Below are 16,088 nucleotides of genomic sequence, written 5' to 3' on the forward strand. Positions count from 1 at the left end.
TTAGCTTTTTTCATTTTTCACCTCAATGATATATAATTAAATAATTTTTTTATAAAAACCAAACCATAAAGAAAGGGATCGTATGGGAAAGTTAAATTTCAAAGGAGCCCATGTGCTGTCTGCGGCAGTATGCGCCGTGCTATTTGCAAACGTCTGCGAAGCGCAGTATATAGAGCGCGGCAAAATAGGCGATATAAAAAGCTGGGAGACGGACGAATACAAAGCGTACTGGGGCCTAGACAGTATGAACGCGTCGGTAGCTTATGCTAAAGGCGCCACCGGCAAAGGAGTAAAACTCGGCGTGGTCGATTCGGGTATGCTTCTAAGCCATCAAGAATTCGCAGGAGGCAGGGTTACGGGGACGACCGCGAAGGGCGAGTACTCCAAAGACGGCATGCGTTACCCCGACGCGGAATTCGGCAACGCGCCCTTTAAACAAAAAGGCAGCGATGAAAAAGACAAGACAGACAAGGGCAAATTTAAAAAAGGTCAAAAATTTGAAACTAACGGCGATTGGATAGCCGGGACGAACGACTCGCACGGCACGCACGTAGGAGGCACGATAGGGGCCAACCGCGACGGACGCGGCACGCACGGCGTGGCATGGGAGTCGAGATTATACTCGGGAAATACAGGCGGAAACGACGGCATGACCTACGGCCCAAATCAAGACTACGGATACTTCTATGCCGTATATAACGAGCTTGCTAAATCGGGCGTAAGAGCGATAAATAATAGCTGGGGATCAAATAGAAGAGTAAATTCCTCCTATCCGGGCGCGGAAGGTTACAGCGGGATTCCCGGTACGGCGGCTAATCCTACTAAGCCTAATCATCATCTATACCTCAAAGATATAGATACCGCTAAAAAAGCTTATTATCAATTCGTAGTGGACGGCCGGAAAAGCTTCATAGATGCCGCATACGAAGTCGCTAAAAAATACAGAATAATCCAAGTCTTTACCGCTGGCAATAGAGACGGCATGGAAGAATCCTACACAAGGGCGATGCTGCCGTATTTTCGCCCCGACGTGGAAAAGCTATGGCTAAACGTAACGGGACAAACTGACGGCAATGCCCAAAGATTTAATACCGCGGGAGATTCTAAATGGTGGACCATAGCAGCGCCTGGAGTAAAGATAAAATCCTCTATCGTAGATGTCAAAACAGGCAAGGCGGGATACGCTTCTTGGGGCGGCACGTCTATGGCGGCACCTCACGTAACGGGAGCCTTGGGCGTCATAATGTCCAGATATAACTATATGACGAACGAGCAGGCACGAGATGTCTTACTAACAACGGCGAGACAGACGAAGTATTCGTTCAAAAAGAATGATACTAGCAAGCTTTCGGGCTGGACGAGCGAGCTTGGAGTGCCCGATAAAAGATGGGGCTGGGGCATAGTAGATCTCGGCAAGGCGATGTTCGGACCGGGTCAGTTTCTAGGGAAATTCGACGTAAATATGGACGTAGATGACGTCTGGTCCAACGACATCTCTGATAAGGCGATAAAATTTAGAAAGACCGAGGACGATGCGGATGCTGCGGCTTGGGCAGTGCGCAAAGCACAACTCGATGCTAAAGGCGGAAATTTAATCGCAGAAGAAAGAGCCGAATACAATGTAGAGCTAGCCAGAGAGCAAGCGCGAGCGCATAGAGCGGCGGAAGGCTATAAAGGAATGCTGATAAAAAGAGGCGGCGGCACGCTAACGCTTGCGGGCGATAACACCTACAGCGGCGATACGATCATAAAAGGCGGGCAGATCACGGCGCTAAATCAGTCTTTAAAAAACAGCAAGGTGACCGTAGAAAACGGCGGCGCCTTGAAGATCAAAAAGAGCCTAACCGTCCAAGAGGTCAAAACCGACGTATTCAATAAGCCGAAAGAATTCGTAAATAAAACTAGAACCGCCACCTCAGATACCGTCACGGCGACGATAAAGCAAGGCGGCAGATACGTCGTATCGCACGCGGGTATAGTCGGCATGTCTTCGGCAGGAGCTACGAATTTGAACCTCACGTTTGAAAAAAATTCCATCGTAGATCTAGAAAATCCTCTTTTCGAAGATGCGCAAAAGATATATAAAGATCCTGCAAAATCAAAGAGATACTGGGTAGAAGGTAGCTTCAGAGGCTACGATCAGACAATTTTAAGAGAATACGCGTTTTTTGATTTAGTTAAAAATTTTAACGACTCCAAGCTAGAGTTCACCTTCAAAAAGGGCAGCGAGGGTATGGTGGATTTCGCAAAGGGTAAAAATCAAAAACTGATCGCCGCCGCAATAGAGGGCTCGAGCAATCAGCCCGCCCTAATGAGCGTTTTTAGAAGCAGACCTGCGGTGCGAACGAGCGATCTGTATAGAAATTTCATCTTTGCTACGCCGCAGCAGGCCTCCGGCACGCTAAAAACGTTCGCGAACGAGGCAAATTTCATCGCGCAAAACGCCGCCGTGATCGATAACGTACTGATCCGAAACGCCGTCTTAAGCCGCAAAAGAAATTTTAACGCGCTAAGCATAGATGAAGAGACGGGGATCAACTTCTGGGCGAATACCGCGGGAAACGTCATGAAATTTAGCTCGGATGAGGGAAGCGGAAATTTCAAATCTACCTCCGTGACGCAGCTCGTCGGCCTAGACGGCGCGCTGAGTGAAAACTTAAGACTGGGAGCCGTAGTGGGCGTGGGAAAAACCAAGACCAAGGAAGACGGCAGCATGGAGTTTGATCACACAAACAGACACGCGGGACTTTACGCGCAGGTGGGCTTAGAGACCGTTAAATTTGATCTAGGCGCCGTATATACGGACATAAAACGCAAAAAAACCGGCAGCTCCACGATAGTGCAACACACCGCTAATAATGGCGCTAAGAGCAACGAAAAGCTCATAAATATGTTTGCTAGCGCGACATACGGCGGCTTTAACGGCGAAAATTTTGAGATAAATCCGTATTTGGGCGTCTCTCGCATCTACGCTAGAACGGGCGGCATGAGCGAAAATGTGGGTCCGTTCGTGATGAGCACGGATAAAAAATCTAGAAACATGAATATCCTAACAGCGGGCATTAGTCCGAGCATGCCGTTTAAAATAGGCGGCATGAGTTCGTCCGCACAGCTCGATCTAGCCTACAATAGATTTTTCAGCGACACGAGACCGGGCGCGGGAGTGAATGTCGCAAACGCAGGATACGTGGATCTAGAGGGCAAAGAGCTTAGAGACTTCGTCACCGCGGGCGTGGGCGTAGAGACTATGATATTTAAAAACACGAGCCTTAGGCTATCGTACACCGGCGCGTTCGGAAACGACGTGAAATCAAATAGCCTAAACGCCAAGATCGAGGTTTCGTTTTAACCCGCTTCACTCGGCTGCAAAGCGGCGGGCTAGAGTAAAATTTACTTTAGCCCGCGCGGCGCTTGAAATTTTAAAATTTAACCGCAGCAAAATACACATAAAATCGCTAAACTGCGATATTTGCGTAGCTAGAGAAAGGCGAAGAGCCTATTTTAATGCAATCTCGACATAAATTATTTCTGCAAGACGAAGCGCCGAGCCCGTCAAGCGCTTTTGCGGACGGAGTGATCAAAAACATAGACAAGATAAATTTAGCCGCATATCCTATCGCACAATGAGTTTTGAAATTTCACGGGGGCGAATTTCACTTTTAAAATGGCAATGTGAGCCAAAGCGGCAAAAATCGCAAAGATAAGGCGCCCGCCGAAACCTTAAAAGCAGGTCCCGTAAAACTAAATTTTATTCTTTGCGAGCACATGCACGACCGACGCAAATAACGACACTTTTTGCAACAATAAAATTCTAAATCTAGGCTTTTGTAGAGGAAAATTTTTAATTTTATTCGTATTAAAATTTAGGCTAGGAAAGCAATTTAACAGATGCTTTTAAACATCGTTGAATCTAAAGGGATTTTGAATACAAGTGGCTCCGGATGCTGGATTCGAACCAGCGACCAAGCGGTTAACAGCCGCCTACTCTACCGCTGAGCTAATCCGGAACGCGTAGAATGGATGGTGCGGATGAAAGGACTTGAACCTTCATGCCGTGAGGCGCCAGATCCTAAGTCTGGTGTGTCTGCCAATTTCACCACATCCGCAAAAAAGAAAGCGCATATTAGCCAAAAAGCTCTTAATATGAGCTTAATATGGTACGCCCAAGAGGATTCGAACCTCTGGCCTACGGCTTAGAAGGCCGTTGCTCTATCCAACTGAGCTATGAGCGCAAAATATCAAATCAGTGGTACGCTCGAAAGGAGTCGAACCTTCAACCTACAGATCCGAAGTCTGTTGCTCTATCCAATTGAGCTACGAGCGCATAAAGTGGGGTGAGTTGTGGGAATCGAACCCACGACCCTCAGGACCACAATCTGATGCTCTAACCTACTGAGCTAAACTCACCACAATGGTCGGAGCGAAAGGATTCGAACCTTCGACCCTCTGGTCCCAAACCAGATGCGCTACCAGCCTGCGCTACGCTCCGTAGATTTTCGTGGATTGAATGAAAAGCGTATTATATATATTTTTTCTTAAATTCCGCTTTTTGCGGCTTTAAATTTAATGAAATTTAACAAGTCGCATCTGTTTTTCTAAATTTTTCAACAAAATTTGCATCAGCGCCAGTCCCTTCGTGCGGTGCGAAATTTCAAATTTCACCGCAGCGGGCAGCTCCCCGATCGTGCGGTCAAATCCGCGCGGAATAAACATAAAATCGTATCCGAATCCGTTTTGCCCCCGCTGCTGCGTTATCGCCGTGCCGTGCATGAAGCCGTGCGTACAAAACTCGCCCAGAGCGCATTTTAGCGCGATCGCCGCCGTGTAATGCGCGGGCGAGGAGTCTAAGCTTAAAGCTCTCAGCTCGCTTGCCAATTTATCGCGGTTGCTCGCATCCGTTGCACCCGCTCCACTAAAGCGCGCCGAAAATATCCCCGGAGCCCCGCCCAGCGCGTCTACGCAGATACCGCTATCATCGCTTAGCACAAAAAATTCGCTCTGCAAATTTTTACTTTTTAGCGCTTCATACACGGCGCGGGCCTTAATCAGCGCGTTTTGTTTGAAGCTCGTGCCGCACTCGTCGATCTCAAAAGGATCGAGCACCTCGCCGAGCGCACACACGTCGTATCCCGTGAAAAATTCTTTTATCTCTTTTACTTTATTTTTGTTGCTCGTCGCAAGTAAAATTTTCATCCTCGCTCCTTAAATTTAAGCCGCCATTTTACCCAAAATCAAAGAATTCGTTACGATTTTTGGCTATAATCGGCGCAAATTTCATATTATTTGAGGTCTAAGATTATGCTAAAAAGCGTCCTTCCGCTTAGTTTTATCATCGCTACGAGGTTTTTTGGATTATTTATTTTGCTGCCCGTGCTTAGCCTGTATGCATTGAGCTTGCACGGCGCAAACGAAAGTCTAGTGGGGCTACTTTTTGGAATTTATGCGATTATGCAAGTGATTTTGCAAACGCCATTTGGAGTGCTAAGCGATAAGATCGGACGTAAGAAAACCCTTGCTATAGGGCTGGCGCTTTTTATCGTGGGCGCTTGCGTTTGCGCGGCGAGTGAGAGCATTTATACGATGATTTTTGGGCGCTTTTTGCAAGGCTGCGGTGCTGTAGGAGCCGTAGCTACCGCACTAATTAGCGATTTTACGCGAGAGGAAGAGCGCGGTAAGGCGATGGCGGTAATGGGCGCGATGATAGGCGTGAGCTTTGGCGTAGCAATGATTTTAAGTCCGCTTTTAAGCGCCAAATTTGGACTTGCCAGCCTATTTCATCTAAGTTCGGCGCTTACGCTTTTATGTTTGATGCTGCTTTTTTTCGTAGTACCTACCGAACCGCATATCCGCTCCCTGCGCCAAAAGGTCCCGCTCGGCTCACTTTTGAGTGACAAAAATTTAATGCTTATGAATTTAACGAATTTTTTTCAAAAAGCTTTCATGACGGCAGCGTTTTTTCTAATTCCAATTTTGCTCGTGCAAAAATTCGGACTTTCCAAAAGTGATTTGACTAAAATTTATGCTCTAGGCGCGGTCTTTGGCTTTACTGCGATGGGTGCGAGCGGTGCTTTAGGCGAAAAGCGCGCGCTAGCTAAGCAAATTCTACTTATCGGCATTTGCTTTTTCATCGCTTCGTATTTGATTTTTGCGTTTGCTAGCGGGGCGAGCGCTTTCGTGGTGGGTGTGATGCTCTTTTTCGTGGGATTTAACGCGCATGAGCCCATTATGCAAAGCCTTGCGTCCAAATTTGCCAAAGTCGCTCAAAAAGGCGCCGCACTTGGGATTTTTAATTCATTCGGATTTTTTGGCAGTTTTTTGGGTGGGCTATGCGGTGGCGCACTTTTTGGCAAAATTGGCATCGAAGCGCTAGGCATTGGAGTCGCGGTTTTGGGTGTGATCTGGCTTGTGCTGCTTTCTAGGCTGAGCGATCCGAAACTTTTTAAGAATTTATACTTTCCTAAAGACGGTGATTTTTCCGCACTACAGGGCGTCAAGGGCATTATTGAAATTTACGAGACCGATAGCGAACTCGTTGTGAAATTTAACTCGAAACTGATAGATGAAGATCAAATTTATAAAATCGTAGGAGGCAAATGATGGAATTTGAAAAATTTGAAAGCGCGATGGAGCGCTTCGCAAAGACGGTGCAAAAGTCTTCGCGCATCGAAAAAGTCGCGATCACGCAGGCGCTGGGACGTATTTTAGCAAGTGACGTCGCAGCGCCTTTTAGCACCCCGCGTCGCCCGACCGCCGCGATGGACGGATACGCGCTAAAGGGCGCGGATCTAAGCGAGGGGGCGAAATTTAAGATCGTCGGCACGACGCCTGCAGGCAAGATGCCTGGCGCCGCAGCAAAGGCGGGCGAGTGCGTCAAAACCTTCACGGGCGGGCTAATGTGCGAGGGTAGCGACACGCTTCTGCCGATCGAAAACGTGCAGGTACAAGCAGGCGGTATTATCGTCACAAAGCCCGTTTCCGCAGGCTTTGCCGTGCGCGCGGCGGGCGAGAGCTACCGCGAGGGCGAGCTTTTGCTTAGAAGTGGCACGAAGCTCGGCTTTTCGCAGATCGCGCTGCTAGCCGAGCTAGGGCTATTTCACATAAGCGTATTCATCCGCCCAAAAGTAGCGATCCTAGCCACCGGCAGCGAGATCAAGGATCTGGGCGAAAAACTCGAAAACGACGCTCAAATTTACAGCTCCAACCACATCGCGCTTGCAAATTTAGTAACGCAGCTAGGCTGCGAAGCGATGATAATGCCTCTAGTACGCGATGACGAAAAAGAGCTAGAAGGCGCGATCTTATCGGCTTTACAGAGCGCCGATATACTTCTAACTAGCGGCGGAGTGAGCGTCGGAGACTACGACTTCGTGCAAAGCACGCTGCAATCAAAATTTGAGCTCATCGTAAAGGGCGCGGCGATCAAACCGGGCCGCCACGTGCGCGTAGCCAAAACTGGCGAAAAATATATCTTCGCATTCCCCGGCTTCCCGCTCTCGGCGCTCATTACGTGCATTTTGTTCCTGCGCGTATTTTTGCAAAAATCCTTCGGCGTGCACGAAAACACCGAATTTAGCGCAATCTTAGATCACGACTACGTAAAAAAGACGCCGTGGCTTGAGTTTATGCCCGCCGTCTTGCAAAACAGAGACGGGCGGCTTTTTGTTAGCCTGCAAAGCAAAAAGCAAGGCTCCAGCGCGATTTTGAACAATTTAGACGACGATAGCGTCCTGCTCGTCGCGCCGCTCGAGGTCAAAGAGCTCAAAAAAGGCGAGCTCGTGCGCGTAATCTCGGTACCTAAAATTTAGCGCGCAGCGGTTCGAAGGCGATTGCAGCGGCAGATGGAATTTTAACTGCCGCGAGGGTTAAAATTTTGCCGCTGCGAGGCGTTAAATTTAGCCACAAAGGTCTGCTTCGAGGTTTAAAAAGTTGAAATTTAGACCCAAACGCGCGCCGTAGCAGGCTGATCAAAATTTTACCGCACGCCGCTATACAGCGAGTGCGGTAAAATTTTTGCCGCCGCGCAACTTCAGCTCCAAGCTACTTCGCGGACGAAATTGCGAAATTTACGAGAGATAAAGCGAAAATGAAAGATAAATTTTATGACGCTCCGGCGGGCGTTTTCGGCGAATACAAAGCAGGCGTAAAATGAGCCAAACCCACCCTTTTAAGCCGATTTTCGATGAGAATTCTAAAATTTTAATCCTCGGCTCTTTTCCCTCCGTCGTTTCTCGCAAACTGGGCTTTTACTACGCAAATCCGCAAAATCGCTTCTGGCGCGTGCTGGCGCAAATTTTAAACGCGCCGCCGCCTACGAGCACGGAGGAAAAGATAAAATTCCTGCTCGCCCGCGGCATCGCCGTCTATGACGCGGCGATCTGCTGCGAGATAAAGGGCTCGAGCGACGCCAAAATGACCGCCGTCGTGCCAGCAAATTTGGAGCCGATCTTTAGCGGCGCACGCATCGTGCAAGTGTTCGCAAACGGCGGCAAGGCGCATGAAATCTGCGAAAAACATCTAAAAACTCAAATTTTAAACGCAACGGGCAGAGAGCCGATCAAGCTGCCATCCACAAGCCCCGCAAACGCAAATTTTAGTTTTGAAAGGCTAGTGCGCGAATGGACGATCGTCGCGGATGTGTTAAAGCGCGCCGAAATTTAGCGCCCAGCTCCGTTAAACAGCGCGCGATAAGCTTACGTGCACGGCGCGCGTCCAGCGCCATAGACCAAATCCACAGCCTAAATTCCGCGAGGATTTATCTAAAATTTAGCTTCAAATTTTAAAATTCTTCAAATTTAACCGAGCCAAAGGAAGCAAAATATGAAAACCCGCAAAGCCGCGCAAAATTCGCTCAATTTGGGCTTAAATTTAATGCGAAGTTTTAGCTTTCCAAGCGCATTAAAGTTCCTGCTTCTGCTTCTGCTTCCGTTTTTGGCGCTGGGTGCGCAAGCTCTGGAGCCAAAAATCGTAATGCAGCCCGAGCCGATCCTAAAAAACGGCCTGTATTTCGTAGCGGACAAGCCCTACAGCGGGACGCTCAAGGTGCTGCACTACAGCGCCGAGGATCTCTACGACGTAAACTTTATGGGCGTCGTCTACCCCAGAGCAAAGCCGCTGCCGCCGACGCTTATCAGAGAGATCGACGTAAAGGACGGCACCGCGGTGCTTCAGCGCGATTACTTTGACGGCAGAGATAAGCCCTCAAACGAATATCCGCTAAAGGGCGACCTGTACGACGGCGTCGCGAAGAGCTACTACGCAGACGGCGGCGAGCTGAGATCGCAGAGCGAATACAAAGCCGGCAAGCGCGAGGGTTTTTACAAGCTGTATTATCAAGGAAGCGGCAAGCTAAAGCAGCGGGGCGCGTATAAAGCGGACAGGCGCGAGGGCGTTTTCACCGACTACTACGAAAGCGGCGAAGTAAGCGCGCGCCATCCGTATAAGGGCGGGCTACGAAACGGCAAGGACGTGGATTATTACAAAAGCGGCAAAGTGCGCGGCGTGCGGAGCTACAAAGGGGGCAAGCGACAAGGCGTGGAGAGATGGTATCACGCAAACGGCGCGTTAAGGCAGACCGGCGCATACAAGGATGACCGCAAACATGGCATTTGGAAGTTGTTTTACGAGGACGGCAAGACGCGCGTAGTCGAAAATTTTAAAGATGGCGAGCGCGACGGCGCCGTGCGTGAATATTATCCAAGTGGCGCGTTGCAGGGCGAATACGAGTTTGAGCGCGGCAAGCAAACGGGCACGAGTAAGCAATACTACGCAAGCGGCGCTCTTGCGGCGAAAGTGATGTTCAGAGACGGGCACAAGCACGGGCTATACGAAACATACCACGAAAACGGCGCGCTCAAGGCTAGAGTTACGTTCAAGGATGGCCTGGAGACGGGCACGGCGAAGCACTACTACGCAGACGGCAAGCTCGAAGCCGAGGGCGAGTTTGAGCGCGGCAGGCTCGTGCGCGCCAAAAAATACGACGAAAGCGGCAAACTAATCAGCGATAAATCCGATAAAAACGGGCTCGCAAGAGAGTAAGGCGGGCTAAATTTTAAAATTTTGCAGGTTTGGAATTTTGGGTAGGCTTAAATTTTAAGCAGCCTCGGCTTTATGTTTTGCGTTTCAGACAGATGCGGCTTTGAATTTTGATTGAGCGCGACTTTGGACAAGTGCGCTTTATATAGTTCAGCACTTTAAATATACGCAGATTTGCTTTTTTTCGAGCAAGTGCAGTTTTAAATTTTTGAGCATGACTTTGAATTTTGAGCGAGCTTTGCACTTTGGGTAAGTGTAACTTTATACAGCGCGTGAATGTGACTTGATACTTTAACCAACGAGGCTTTGTATGGCATAAGCTCGCCGCACGATTTAACTTTATACGTATTAAAATTCTACGCGCTGTTTCAGCACAACCGGCAACACAGAAATCATCCGACACGACACAGCTTGGCTTTTCGACATAGCGAGTTATTTTCTAGGCGTAGCGCAAATTTTTAAAATTTAAAGCGGAATTTCAAGCCAGAATAGCGCTAAAATTTTAAACGTAAAAGGGCTAAATTCGATGGTCAAATCTCGCTAAATTTATCCCACGGTTCGCAAGCTGTGCTATTTTGGCGTTAAATTTCAATGTGCGTGCGACACAGTATTTGTAGGGCGGAATGCGGACGCCGAGAGGCGATAGACGCTTATAAATTTAGCGCGTAGTAAGCGGAAGCGAGATGGACTCCAGATAAAAAATCTTAAATTTTAATCCGCGGACGCCAAATGGGTTCAAAATTAAATTTACGTAAATTTAGAGCGCGGTAGACCGTGAGTGCTCGCAGAGCACCGCAGGCTGTATGGCGCAGTATCCGTGCGGCAAAATACGGGCATTGAAAGACGTAGCCGTTTGAAATTTAGAGCGCGGCGGTCATAGAGAGCCGAGAATCCGTAGCGCTCGAAGCTGCGTAACGAAAGCTCAAATCTATCCGCAGCAGCCGCAATCGCAGCGCGAGGAGGCAGCGGGGTGAAGCTCACTGATGTAGAGCTTTACGGAGTCAAGTCCTTGCTCTTTCGCCTGGAAGTAGGCATCGCTTGCAAAGCCAAAGTCCGCAAAGCGCAAGAAATTCTCCACGTAGAACTTGCGCGCATTTTGATAATCTATGTAGTAGGCGTGCTCCCAAAGATCGCAGGCTAAAAGCGGAATTTTACCACGCACGATCGGCGTGTCCGCATTTTGCGTCGTGATGATTTCTAAATTCGCCGCGCGCTCGTCGCACACAAGCCAGCACCAGCCGCTGCCGAAAAGCCCCATCGCGCGCTTTAAAAACTCGCTTTTAAAATTTTCCATCCCGCCGAAAGCCTGCGTTAAAGCGTTCGCGAGCTCGCCGCTAGGCTCGCTTGGCTGCGCGATACAGTCGAAGTAAAAATCGTGGTTGTAAATTTCAGAGGCGTTGTTAAAAATACGGCTAAAACCTAGGCAAATTTTATAAAGCTTTGAAATTTGCGAAAAATCGCACTCCTCGTCGCGCGCGGCCTTGAACGACTGCGTAATTATCGTAAAAAGATCCGCGTTTTGTATCGGCGTGTCCGCTATATCTCGATTTAAGGCAGAGACGTAGTCCTCGCAAAGCCCGCCGTGATGAAATTTTAAACTCTGCAAGCTCGCGATTTTATTCGTGCGCGGATCAAAAGGCAGCGCCCTGGATCTAAACACTAATAATCCTCGCTGTCCAAATCGCTATAATCGTTAAAACCGTCGTCGTCTTCGTAGCTGTAATCATCCTCGTCGTAGTTGTAGTTGTAACTCTCGTCGCCTCCGATTAAATCATCGTCCTCATATTCGTCCTCATCGAACTCTTCGTCTTCGAAGTCATCGAAATCAGCCATTTTGCTCTCCTTTGTCGTTGGAATTTGCTTTTGATTTTACGCATTCGCTTGCTATTTCCGGGATATTTTCGATATAAACGCTCTGCGATGGGAAGGCAAACGATAGTCCGTTTTGCTCCACGATCTCCATTATTTTAAATAAAACATCCTCTTTAGTTTGGATGAAATTTGCCCATATTACGGTTTTTGTGAAGCAGTAAACTAAAATATTAATGGACGAATCGCCAAAGCTATCTAACGCCACAAACATAGTGCTTTTATAGCCCGCTAAATCGTCGATAGAGACCATATTTTGTCTATAGCGCATACGAAAATCTTTAGAATTTAGCGCTGTATCGGCAGATTGAGCGATGCCCGGGTGAGATTTTAGCATCTCTTTGATGTCGTTTACGCACTTTCGAAGTTGAGCTGTGCTCGCGCCGTATTCGACGCCTACGGTAAGCTTTAAATTCCGTCCTACCTTCCTGCGGCTCCAGTTTTTGATATTTTGCGCCATTATGTTGGAATTCGGCACAAAAACAAGAGCGTTATCAAAGGTCCTGATCGTCGTCTTTCTAAAGCCCGTTTCTACGACGTTTCCCTCTATGTCGCCTAATACGACCCAGTCTCCTTGCGAGAATGAATTATCAAATAATAGCATCACGGATGAGAAGAAATTTGCGATGATGTCCTTGGTTGCAAACGCGATCGCAAGTCCGCCGATTCCAAGCGATGCCATAAGCGCCGAGATGTCAAAGCCTAGACGCTCTAGCACCAAAAGTGCGGCGATGATGATTACGATGACATATAGAATTTTAACGACTAGATTTATGATATCTTTTCTGACGCCTTTTTTTGTGATATTTCCAAGCACGACAATGCCGTAACCATCGATGATTTCGATAATGAGCCATGCCCAAAGCACCACGTAAACGATCGAGAATAAATTTGCAAATTTTATCGGCACAGGCGCCGGATAATAAAATATACTAAGACAGATATCGACCGAATAAGCGATCAGCAAAATACCCATCGGACGCTTGATAATGCCCACTACTTGCGTTTTTAGAGTTTCGCTATCCAGCGAAAAGCTTTTATTAAAGAATTTAAATACGAAATAGATGATGTTGGCAAGCAGTCTGCGAAGCGAGTAGAAAAATAGCGTAATCAGCGTGATTAGAATGAGCTTGCCGAAATTTACGTGGCTGAGCTTAAACGGAATTTTATCGTTGATATAATCGATCACCGACTTAAAATTTAAGCTCGTAAAAACCACGCTGCTTGCGAGTAGATCGCTATTTCGCGATAGATACGTAAGCACCTCGTCGTAGGTCTGCTTGTCGTTTTTCAAATCGTTGATTTTAGACTCTAAGGCGTCTATCTGCTCTTGACTGCTTAGATTATTTTTCAAATCATTAAGTTTGCTAAAATCCCTAGTTTGGATATTTAGTAGCGTACTACTCAGCTCGCTTTCAAGCGCGCTTCTGCTTGCGCCGTTTACAAACATATCCTCAATTTTCATAAGCGAGGTATAAAAGATCTCTGCCATTTCCATCTTTTCTAAATCCGCGCTTGCATTTACGTATTCGGGAGAGCTCTGCTTTTTAGCATATTTTTTTAGCGTAGTTTGGATGTTCTTTTTATTTTGCGCATACGACATTATGCTTTCGATATCCATATCCTGCTGCGTAATCGCGAAAGGTAAGCGATCAAAGAGCTTAGCTTTATTGCGATCGATGGCGTCCAATTCGTTTTTGCTCGCGTTGGCATCGCCGCCGTTAAGCAGGGAGGCGCGCTGCAAATTTAGCTTTTTAATCTCTTTGATTACAGAGATAAGCGTCTCGCCGTTAGGAGCTTTTTTCTGTGAAGTCTCCGTTTTGGCGACCTTTTCTGCGATCATATTTATTACTTCAGTTTTATTTCCATCCTCCGCACCGAGGGATTTGGATAGAATTTTAGCGACTTCTTTTTTGATCTCGGTTTTGTTGTTTTCTAAAGTAAGATTTGCCTCGGGCGCGGAAGAATTTGTCTCTATAAAGCTTCCCTCACCGGTCGTGTTGAGGTCTGCAAACGCTAAAGCGGTGCTAAAAAGACTAATCGTTAAAAAGCTGATTATAGATTTTTTCATAATCCATTCCCTTATTTAATAGCGTAAAATGCGCGCCTTCGTCGTCGTAGTTGAATAGCTCGCCCGTTTCGATGACGTAGTGCCAGCCGTAAATTTTAATCTCGCCGTTTTTGTAGGCGTCTTTGATGCCGGGAAAGCTAAGTAAATTTTGCATAGAATTTATAATATTTAATCTCTCGGTGATCCACTCGCGCTTGTCGGCGCCGATATCTTTTAGCTTTTCGACCTCGTCTTTTACAGGCTGCATTAAATTTAGCCAGCGCCTTACGTTTGGAATTTTTTCGAGCTTTTTTGCGTCATAAAATAGCGCCGCGCAGCCGCCGCAGTTGCTGTGCCCGCAAACGATAATATTTTTGATTTTTAGCGAATATAGCGCGTATTCAATCGCTGAGGTAGTCGCTAAAAATTCCTCGCTAATGCGGTATGGAGGAACGACGTTTGCAATATTTCGTACGACGAAAAGCTCTCCTGGAAGCGTCGAAGTAATTAGGCTTGGCACCACGCGCGAGTCGGAGCAGCCGATAAAAAGCGTGTGGGGCTTTTGATGATTTGCCAGACTTCCGAAAAGCTCGGCATGCTCGGCAAAATTTTCTTCCATAAATTTAATAGCTCCATTTATTAACTGGCTGGGCATACTTTCTCCTTAAAAAAGTCGGGAATTATATATTACTTTCATAAATAGATAGAATTCTAGGAATTTTTAATTATATATTTACCAAATTTTCGCTAAACTCCCCGCTCATAAATCAAAAGAAGGAGAAAAAATATGAGTCTATACGACAGACGAAATTACGCGGACGGCTATGAGCTATCGGACGCATCACTAGAACAAGGACGAATCTCTCAGACTATCAAACAAACCTACGCGCTTCTAACCGCTTCGATGATAGCTGCGGCAGCAGGGGCTTTTGTGGCGATGAGCTTTGGTGTGAGCTTGGCTATTCATCCATTTTTATATCTAGTGCTTTTAATGGGGCTAATTTTTGGTATGCAAGCAGCTGTAAATCGCGGCGCTAATACGATTGCGCTAGTTTTGCTTTTTGCATTTACCTTTATTACCGGTCTTACTCTAGGTAGATTGATCGCTATTTATATCGCAGCGGGTGCCGGAGACGTAGTAACGCATGCGTTTGTGGCTACAGCGATTACTTTCGGTGCTCTTACCGTTTACGCGATGAATGCAAAGACAAATTTCGACTCTTGGGGCAAGCCGCTATTGGTATCGCTTGTGGCTATTATCGTGTTAAGCCTTTTGAACTACTTCTTTTTCAAAAGCACCGTGCTTGATATAGCGATTTCAGCTTTTTCGGCTTTAATCTTTTCGATGTATATCATCTACGATACTAAAAATATTATAAACGGCACCTACACTTCACCGATAATGGCTGCCGTAGATATGTATCTAAACATCTACAACCTCTTCCTTTCGCTGCTAAGAATTTTCGGCGCAAGCAGAGACTAAATTTTACGCACCGCTTCGTGCGGTGCACTCTTAACTTAAAATTTATAAATCTTTTATTATAATCGCAAATTCAATTTTTTCAAAAGGTTTTATAGTGACTACGTTATTTTTGGTTTTACAAGTCGTTTTTGCCGTGATAATTACGATCTCCGTTCTACTGCAAAAGAGCTCTTCTATCGGACTTGGCGCATACAGCGGAAGCAACGAAAGCTTATTTGGTGCGAAGGGGCCTGCGGGGTTTTTGGCTAAATTTACCGCTGCAATGGGAATTTTATTCGTGATAAATACACTCGTGCTTGCGTATTTTTATCAGCAAGATGCTAAATCTTCCGTAGTTGATCGCGTCAAGATCGAAGCAAATGCTACCAAATCCGTGCCAAACGCTGTCCCTGGCGTGCCATCCATTCCTAATTCCGGCACAAAGCCTAATTTCGCTCCGGCAAACACCGAAGCAAATCCCGTAAATAGCAGCGAGGTAAATTCAACAGCTCTGAAGATCGAAGCGCCCGTAGCTCCTGCGACTGATACTGCCGCGGCTGCCCAATCGCAAGCATCAAGCGCCGCAAACGATACCAATGCGAGCGCCGCTTCCGCAGATCAAAACACAACCAAATAAACTCTAAATTTTAAAATTTAAAAGCGCAAAATCCGCGC

General features: G+C 47.0%; 13 protein-coding genes and 6 tRNA genes. 8 read left to right on the top strand and 11 right to left on the bottom strand.

Annotation, left to right across the window (positions count from 1 at the left end):
• Positions 1 to 82 precede the first annotated feature (82 nt).
• Both Q0198_RS05360 and Q0198_RS05365 read left to right on the top strand, forming a co-directional pair.
• On the top strand, positions 83 to 3,349 hold the full coding sequence (locus Q0198_RS05360) for a S8 family serine peptidase (RefSeq protein WP_297895881.1): 3,267 nt from the start codon (positions 83 to 85) through the stop codon (positions 3,347 to 3,349).
• Positions 3,350 to 3,504: 155 nt separating this feature from the next.
• The gene (locus Q0198_RS05365) at positions 3,505 to 3,627 is read left to right on the top strand and encodes a hypothetical protein (RefSeq protein ID WP_291939188.1); all 123 of its coding nucleotides are present in this window, start codon (positions 3,505 to 3,507) and stop codon (positions 3,625 to 3,627) included.
• Between the two features lie 305 nt (positions 3,628 to 3,932).
• Here the strand turns inward: Q0198_RS05365 and Q0198_RS05370 are convergent.
• The 7 genes from Q0198_RS05370 to Q0198_RS05400 all read right to left on the bottom strand — a co-directional run bounded on the left by Q0198_RS05370 (position 3,933) and on the right by Q0198_RS05400 (position 5,193).
• Positions 3,933 to 4,007 (bottom strand) — tRNA-Asn (locus tag Q0198_RS05370).
• 14 nt (positions 4,008 to 4,021) lie between these two features.
• A tRNA-Leu gene (locus tag Q0198_RS05375) sits at positions 4,022 to 4,106 on the bottom strand.
• Positions 4,107 to 4,155: 49 nt separating this feature from the next.
• Positions 4,156 to 4,232: transfer RNA gene (locus Q0198_RS05380), tRNA-Arg, on the bottom strand.
• 15 nt (positions 4,233 to 4,247) lie between these two features.
• Positions 4,248 to 4,324, bottom strand: a tRNA-Arg gene (locus Q0198_RS05385).
• Between the two features lie 6 nt (positions 4,325 to 4,330).
• Positions 4,331 to 4,407 (bottom strand) — tRNA-His (locus Q0198_RS05390).
• 5 nt (positions 4,408 to 4,412) lie between these two features.
• A tRNA-Pro gene (locus Q0198_RS05395) sits at positions 4,413 to 4,489 on the bottom strand.
• Positions 4,490 to 4,563: 74 nt separating this feature from the next.
• Complete coding sequence (locus Q0198_RS05400; protein WP_297895883.1) at positions 4,564 to 5,193, bottom strand: non-canonical purine NTP pyrophosphatase; 630 nt, start codon at positions 5,191 to 5,193, stop codon at positions 4,564 to 4,566.
• Between the two features lie 105 nt (positions 5,194 to 5,298).
• Between Q0198_RS05400 and Q0198_RS05405 the strand changes: the two genes are divergently transcribed.
• From Q0198_RS05405 to Q0198_RS05420, 4 genes are all read left to right on the top strand, one after another.
• Entirely contained in the window at positions 5,299 to 6,597 is a 1,299-nt protein-coding gene (locus Q0198_RS05405; RefSeq protein WP_297895884.1) for an MFS transporter, read from the top strand.
• On the top strand, positions 6,594 to 7,805 hold the full coding sequence (locus Q0198_RS05410) for a molybdopterin molybdotransferase MoeA (RefSeq protein WP_297895886.1): 1,212 nt from the start codon (positions 6,594 to 6,596) through the stop codon (positions 7,803 to 7,805). Before Q0198_RS05405 ends, Q0198_RS05410 begins: the two co-directional genes overlap by 4 nt.
• 340 nt (positions 7,806 to 8,145) lie before the next feature.
• Entirely contained in the window at positions 8,146 to 8,658 is a 513-nt protein-coding gene (locus Q0198_RS05415) for a DNA-deoxyinosine glycosylase (RefSeq protein WP_297895888.1), read from the top strand.
• A 159-nt stretch (positions 8,659 to 8,817) separates the two neighbouring features.
• Positions 8,818 to 10,035, top strand: coding sequence for a toxin-antitoxin system YwqK family antitoxin (locus tag Q0198_RS05420; RefSeq protein WP_297895890.1), 1,218 nt, complete (start codon positions 8,818 to 8,820; stop codon positions 10,033 to 10,035).
• Positions 10,036 to 10,960: 925 nt separating this feature from the next.
• On the opposite strand, the gene Q0198_RS05425 is transcribed toward Q0198_RS05420, so the two are convergent.
• From Q0198_RS05425 to Q0198_RS05440, 4 genes are read right to left on the bottom strand one after another with little or no spacing between them, the layout of a single operon-like run.
• Positions 10,961 to 11,692 carry a superoxide dismutase gene (locus tag Q0198_RS05425; RefSeq protein WP_297895891.1) on the bottom strand — a complete coding sequence of 244 codons (732 nt, stop codon included), beginning with the start codon at positions 11,690 to 11,692 and terminating at the stop codon, positions 10,961 to 10,963.
• A complete protein-coding gene (locus tag Q0198_RS05430; RefSeq protein ID WP_005870938.1) occupies positions 11,692 to 11,865 on the bottom strand; it encodes a hypothetical protein in 174 nt (57 codons plus the stop codon). Before Q0198_RS05430 ends, Q0198_RS05425 begins: the two co-directional genes overlap by 1 nt.
• A complete protein-coding gene (locus Q0198_RS05435; RefSeq protein WP_297895893.1) occupies positions 11,858 to 13,972 on the bottom strand; it encodes a mechanosensitive ion channel family protein in 2,115 nt (704 codons plus the stop codon). The genes Q0198_RS05430 and Q0198_RS05435 overlap by 8 nt, the downstream gene beginning before the upstream one ends.
• Positions 13,938 to 14,606: a carbonic anhydrase gene (locus tag Q0198_RS05440; RefSeq protein ID WP_297895895.1), complete on the bottom strand. Its 669-nt coding sequence runs from the start codon at positions 14,604 to 14,606 to the stop codon at positions 13,938 to 13,940. The genes Q0198_RS05435 and Q0198_RS05440 overlap by 35 nt, the downstream gene beginning before the upstream one ends.
• Before the next feature lie 132 nt (positions 14,607 to 14,738).
• Between Q0198_RS05440 and Q0198_RS05445 the strand changes: the two genes are divergently transcribed.
• Together Q0198_RS05445 and secG are read left to right on the top strand one after the other, a co-directional pair.
• On the top strand, positions 14,739 to 15,434 hold the full coding sequence (locus tag Q0198_RS05445) for a Bax inhibitor-1/YccA family protein (protein ID WP_297895897.1): 696 nt from the start codon (positions 14,739 to 14,741) through the stop codon (positions 15,432 to 15,434).
• Positions 15,435 to 15,528: 94 nt separating this feature from the next.
• Positions 15,529 to 16,050, top strand: a complete 522-nt coding sequence (gene secG / locus Q0198_RS05450) for a preprotein translocase subunit SecG (protein WP_297895899.1) — start codon at positions 15,529 to 15,531, stop codon at positions 16,048 to 16,050.
• Positions 16,051 to 16,088: the final 38 nt, after the last annotated feature.

The sequence above is a fragment of the uncultured Campylobacter sp. genome, assembly GCF_938045205.1.
In the GTDB taxonomy this organism is placed as follows: Bacteria; Campylobacterota; Campylobacteria; order Campylobacterales; family Campylobacteraceae; genus Campylobacter_B.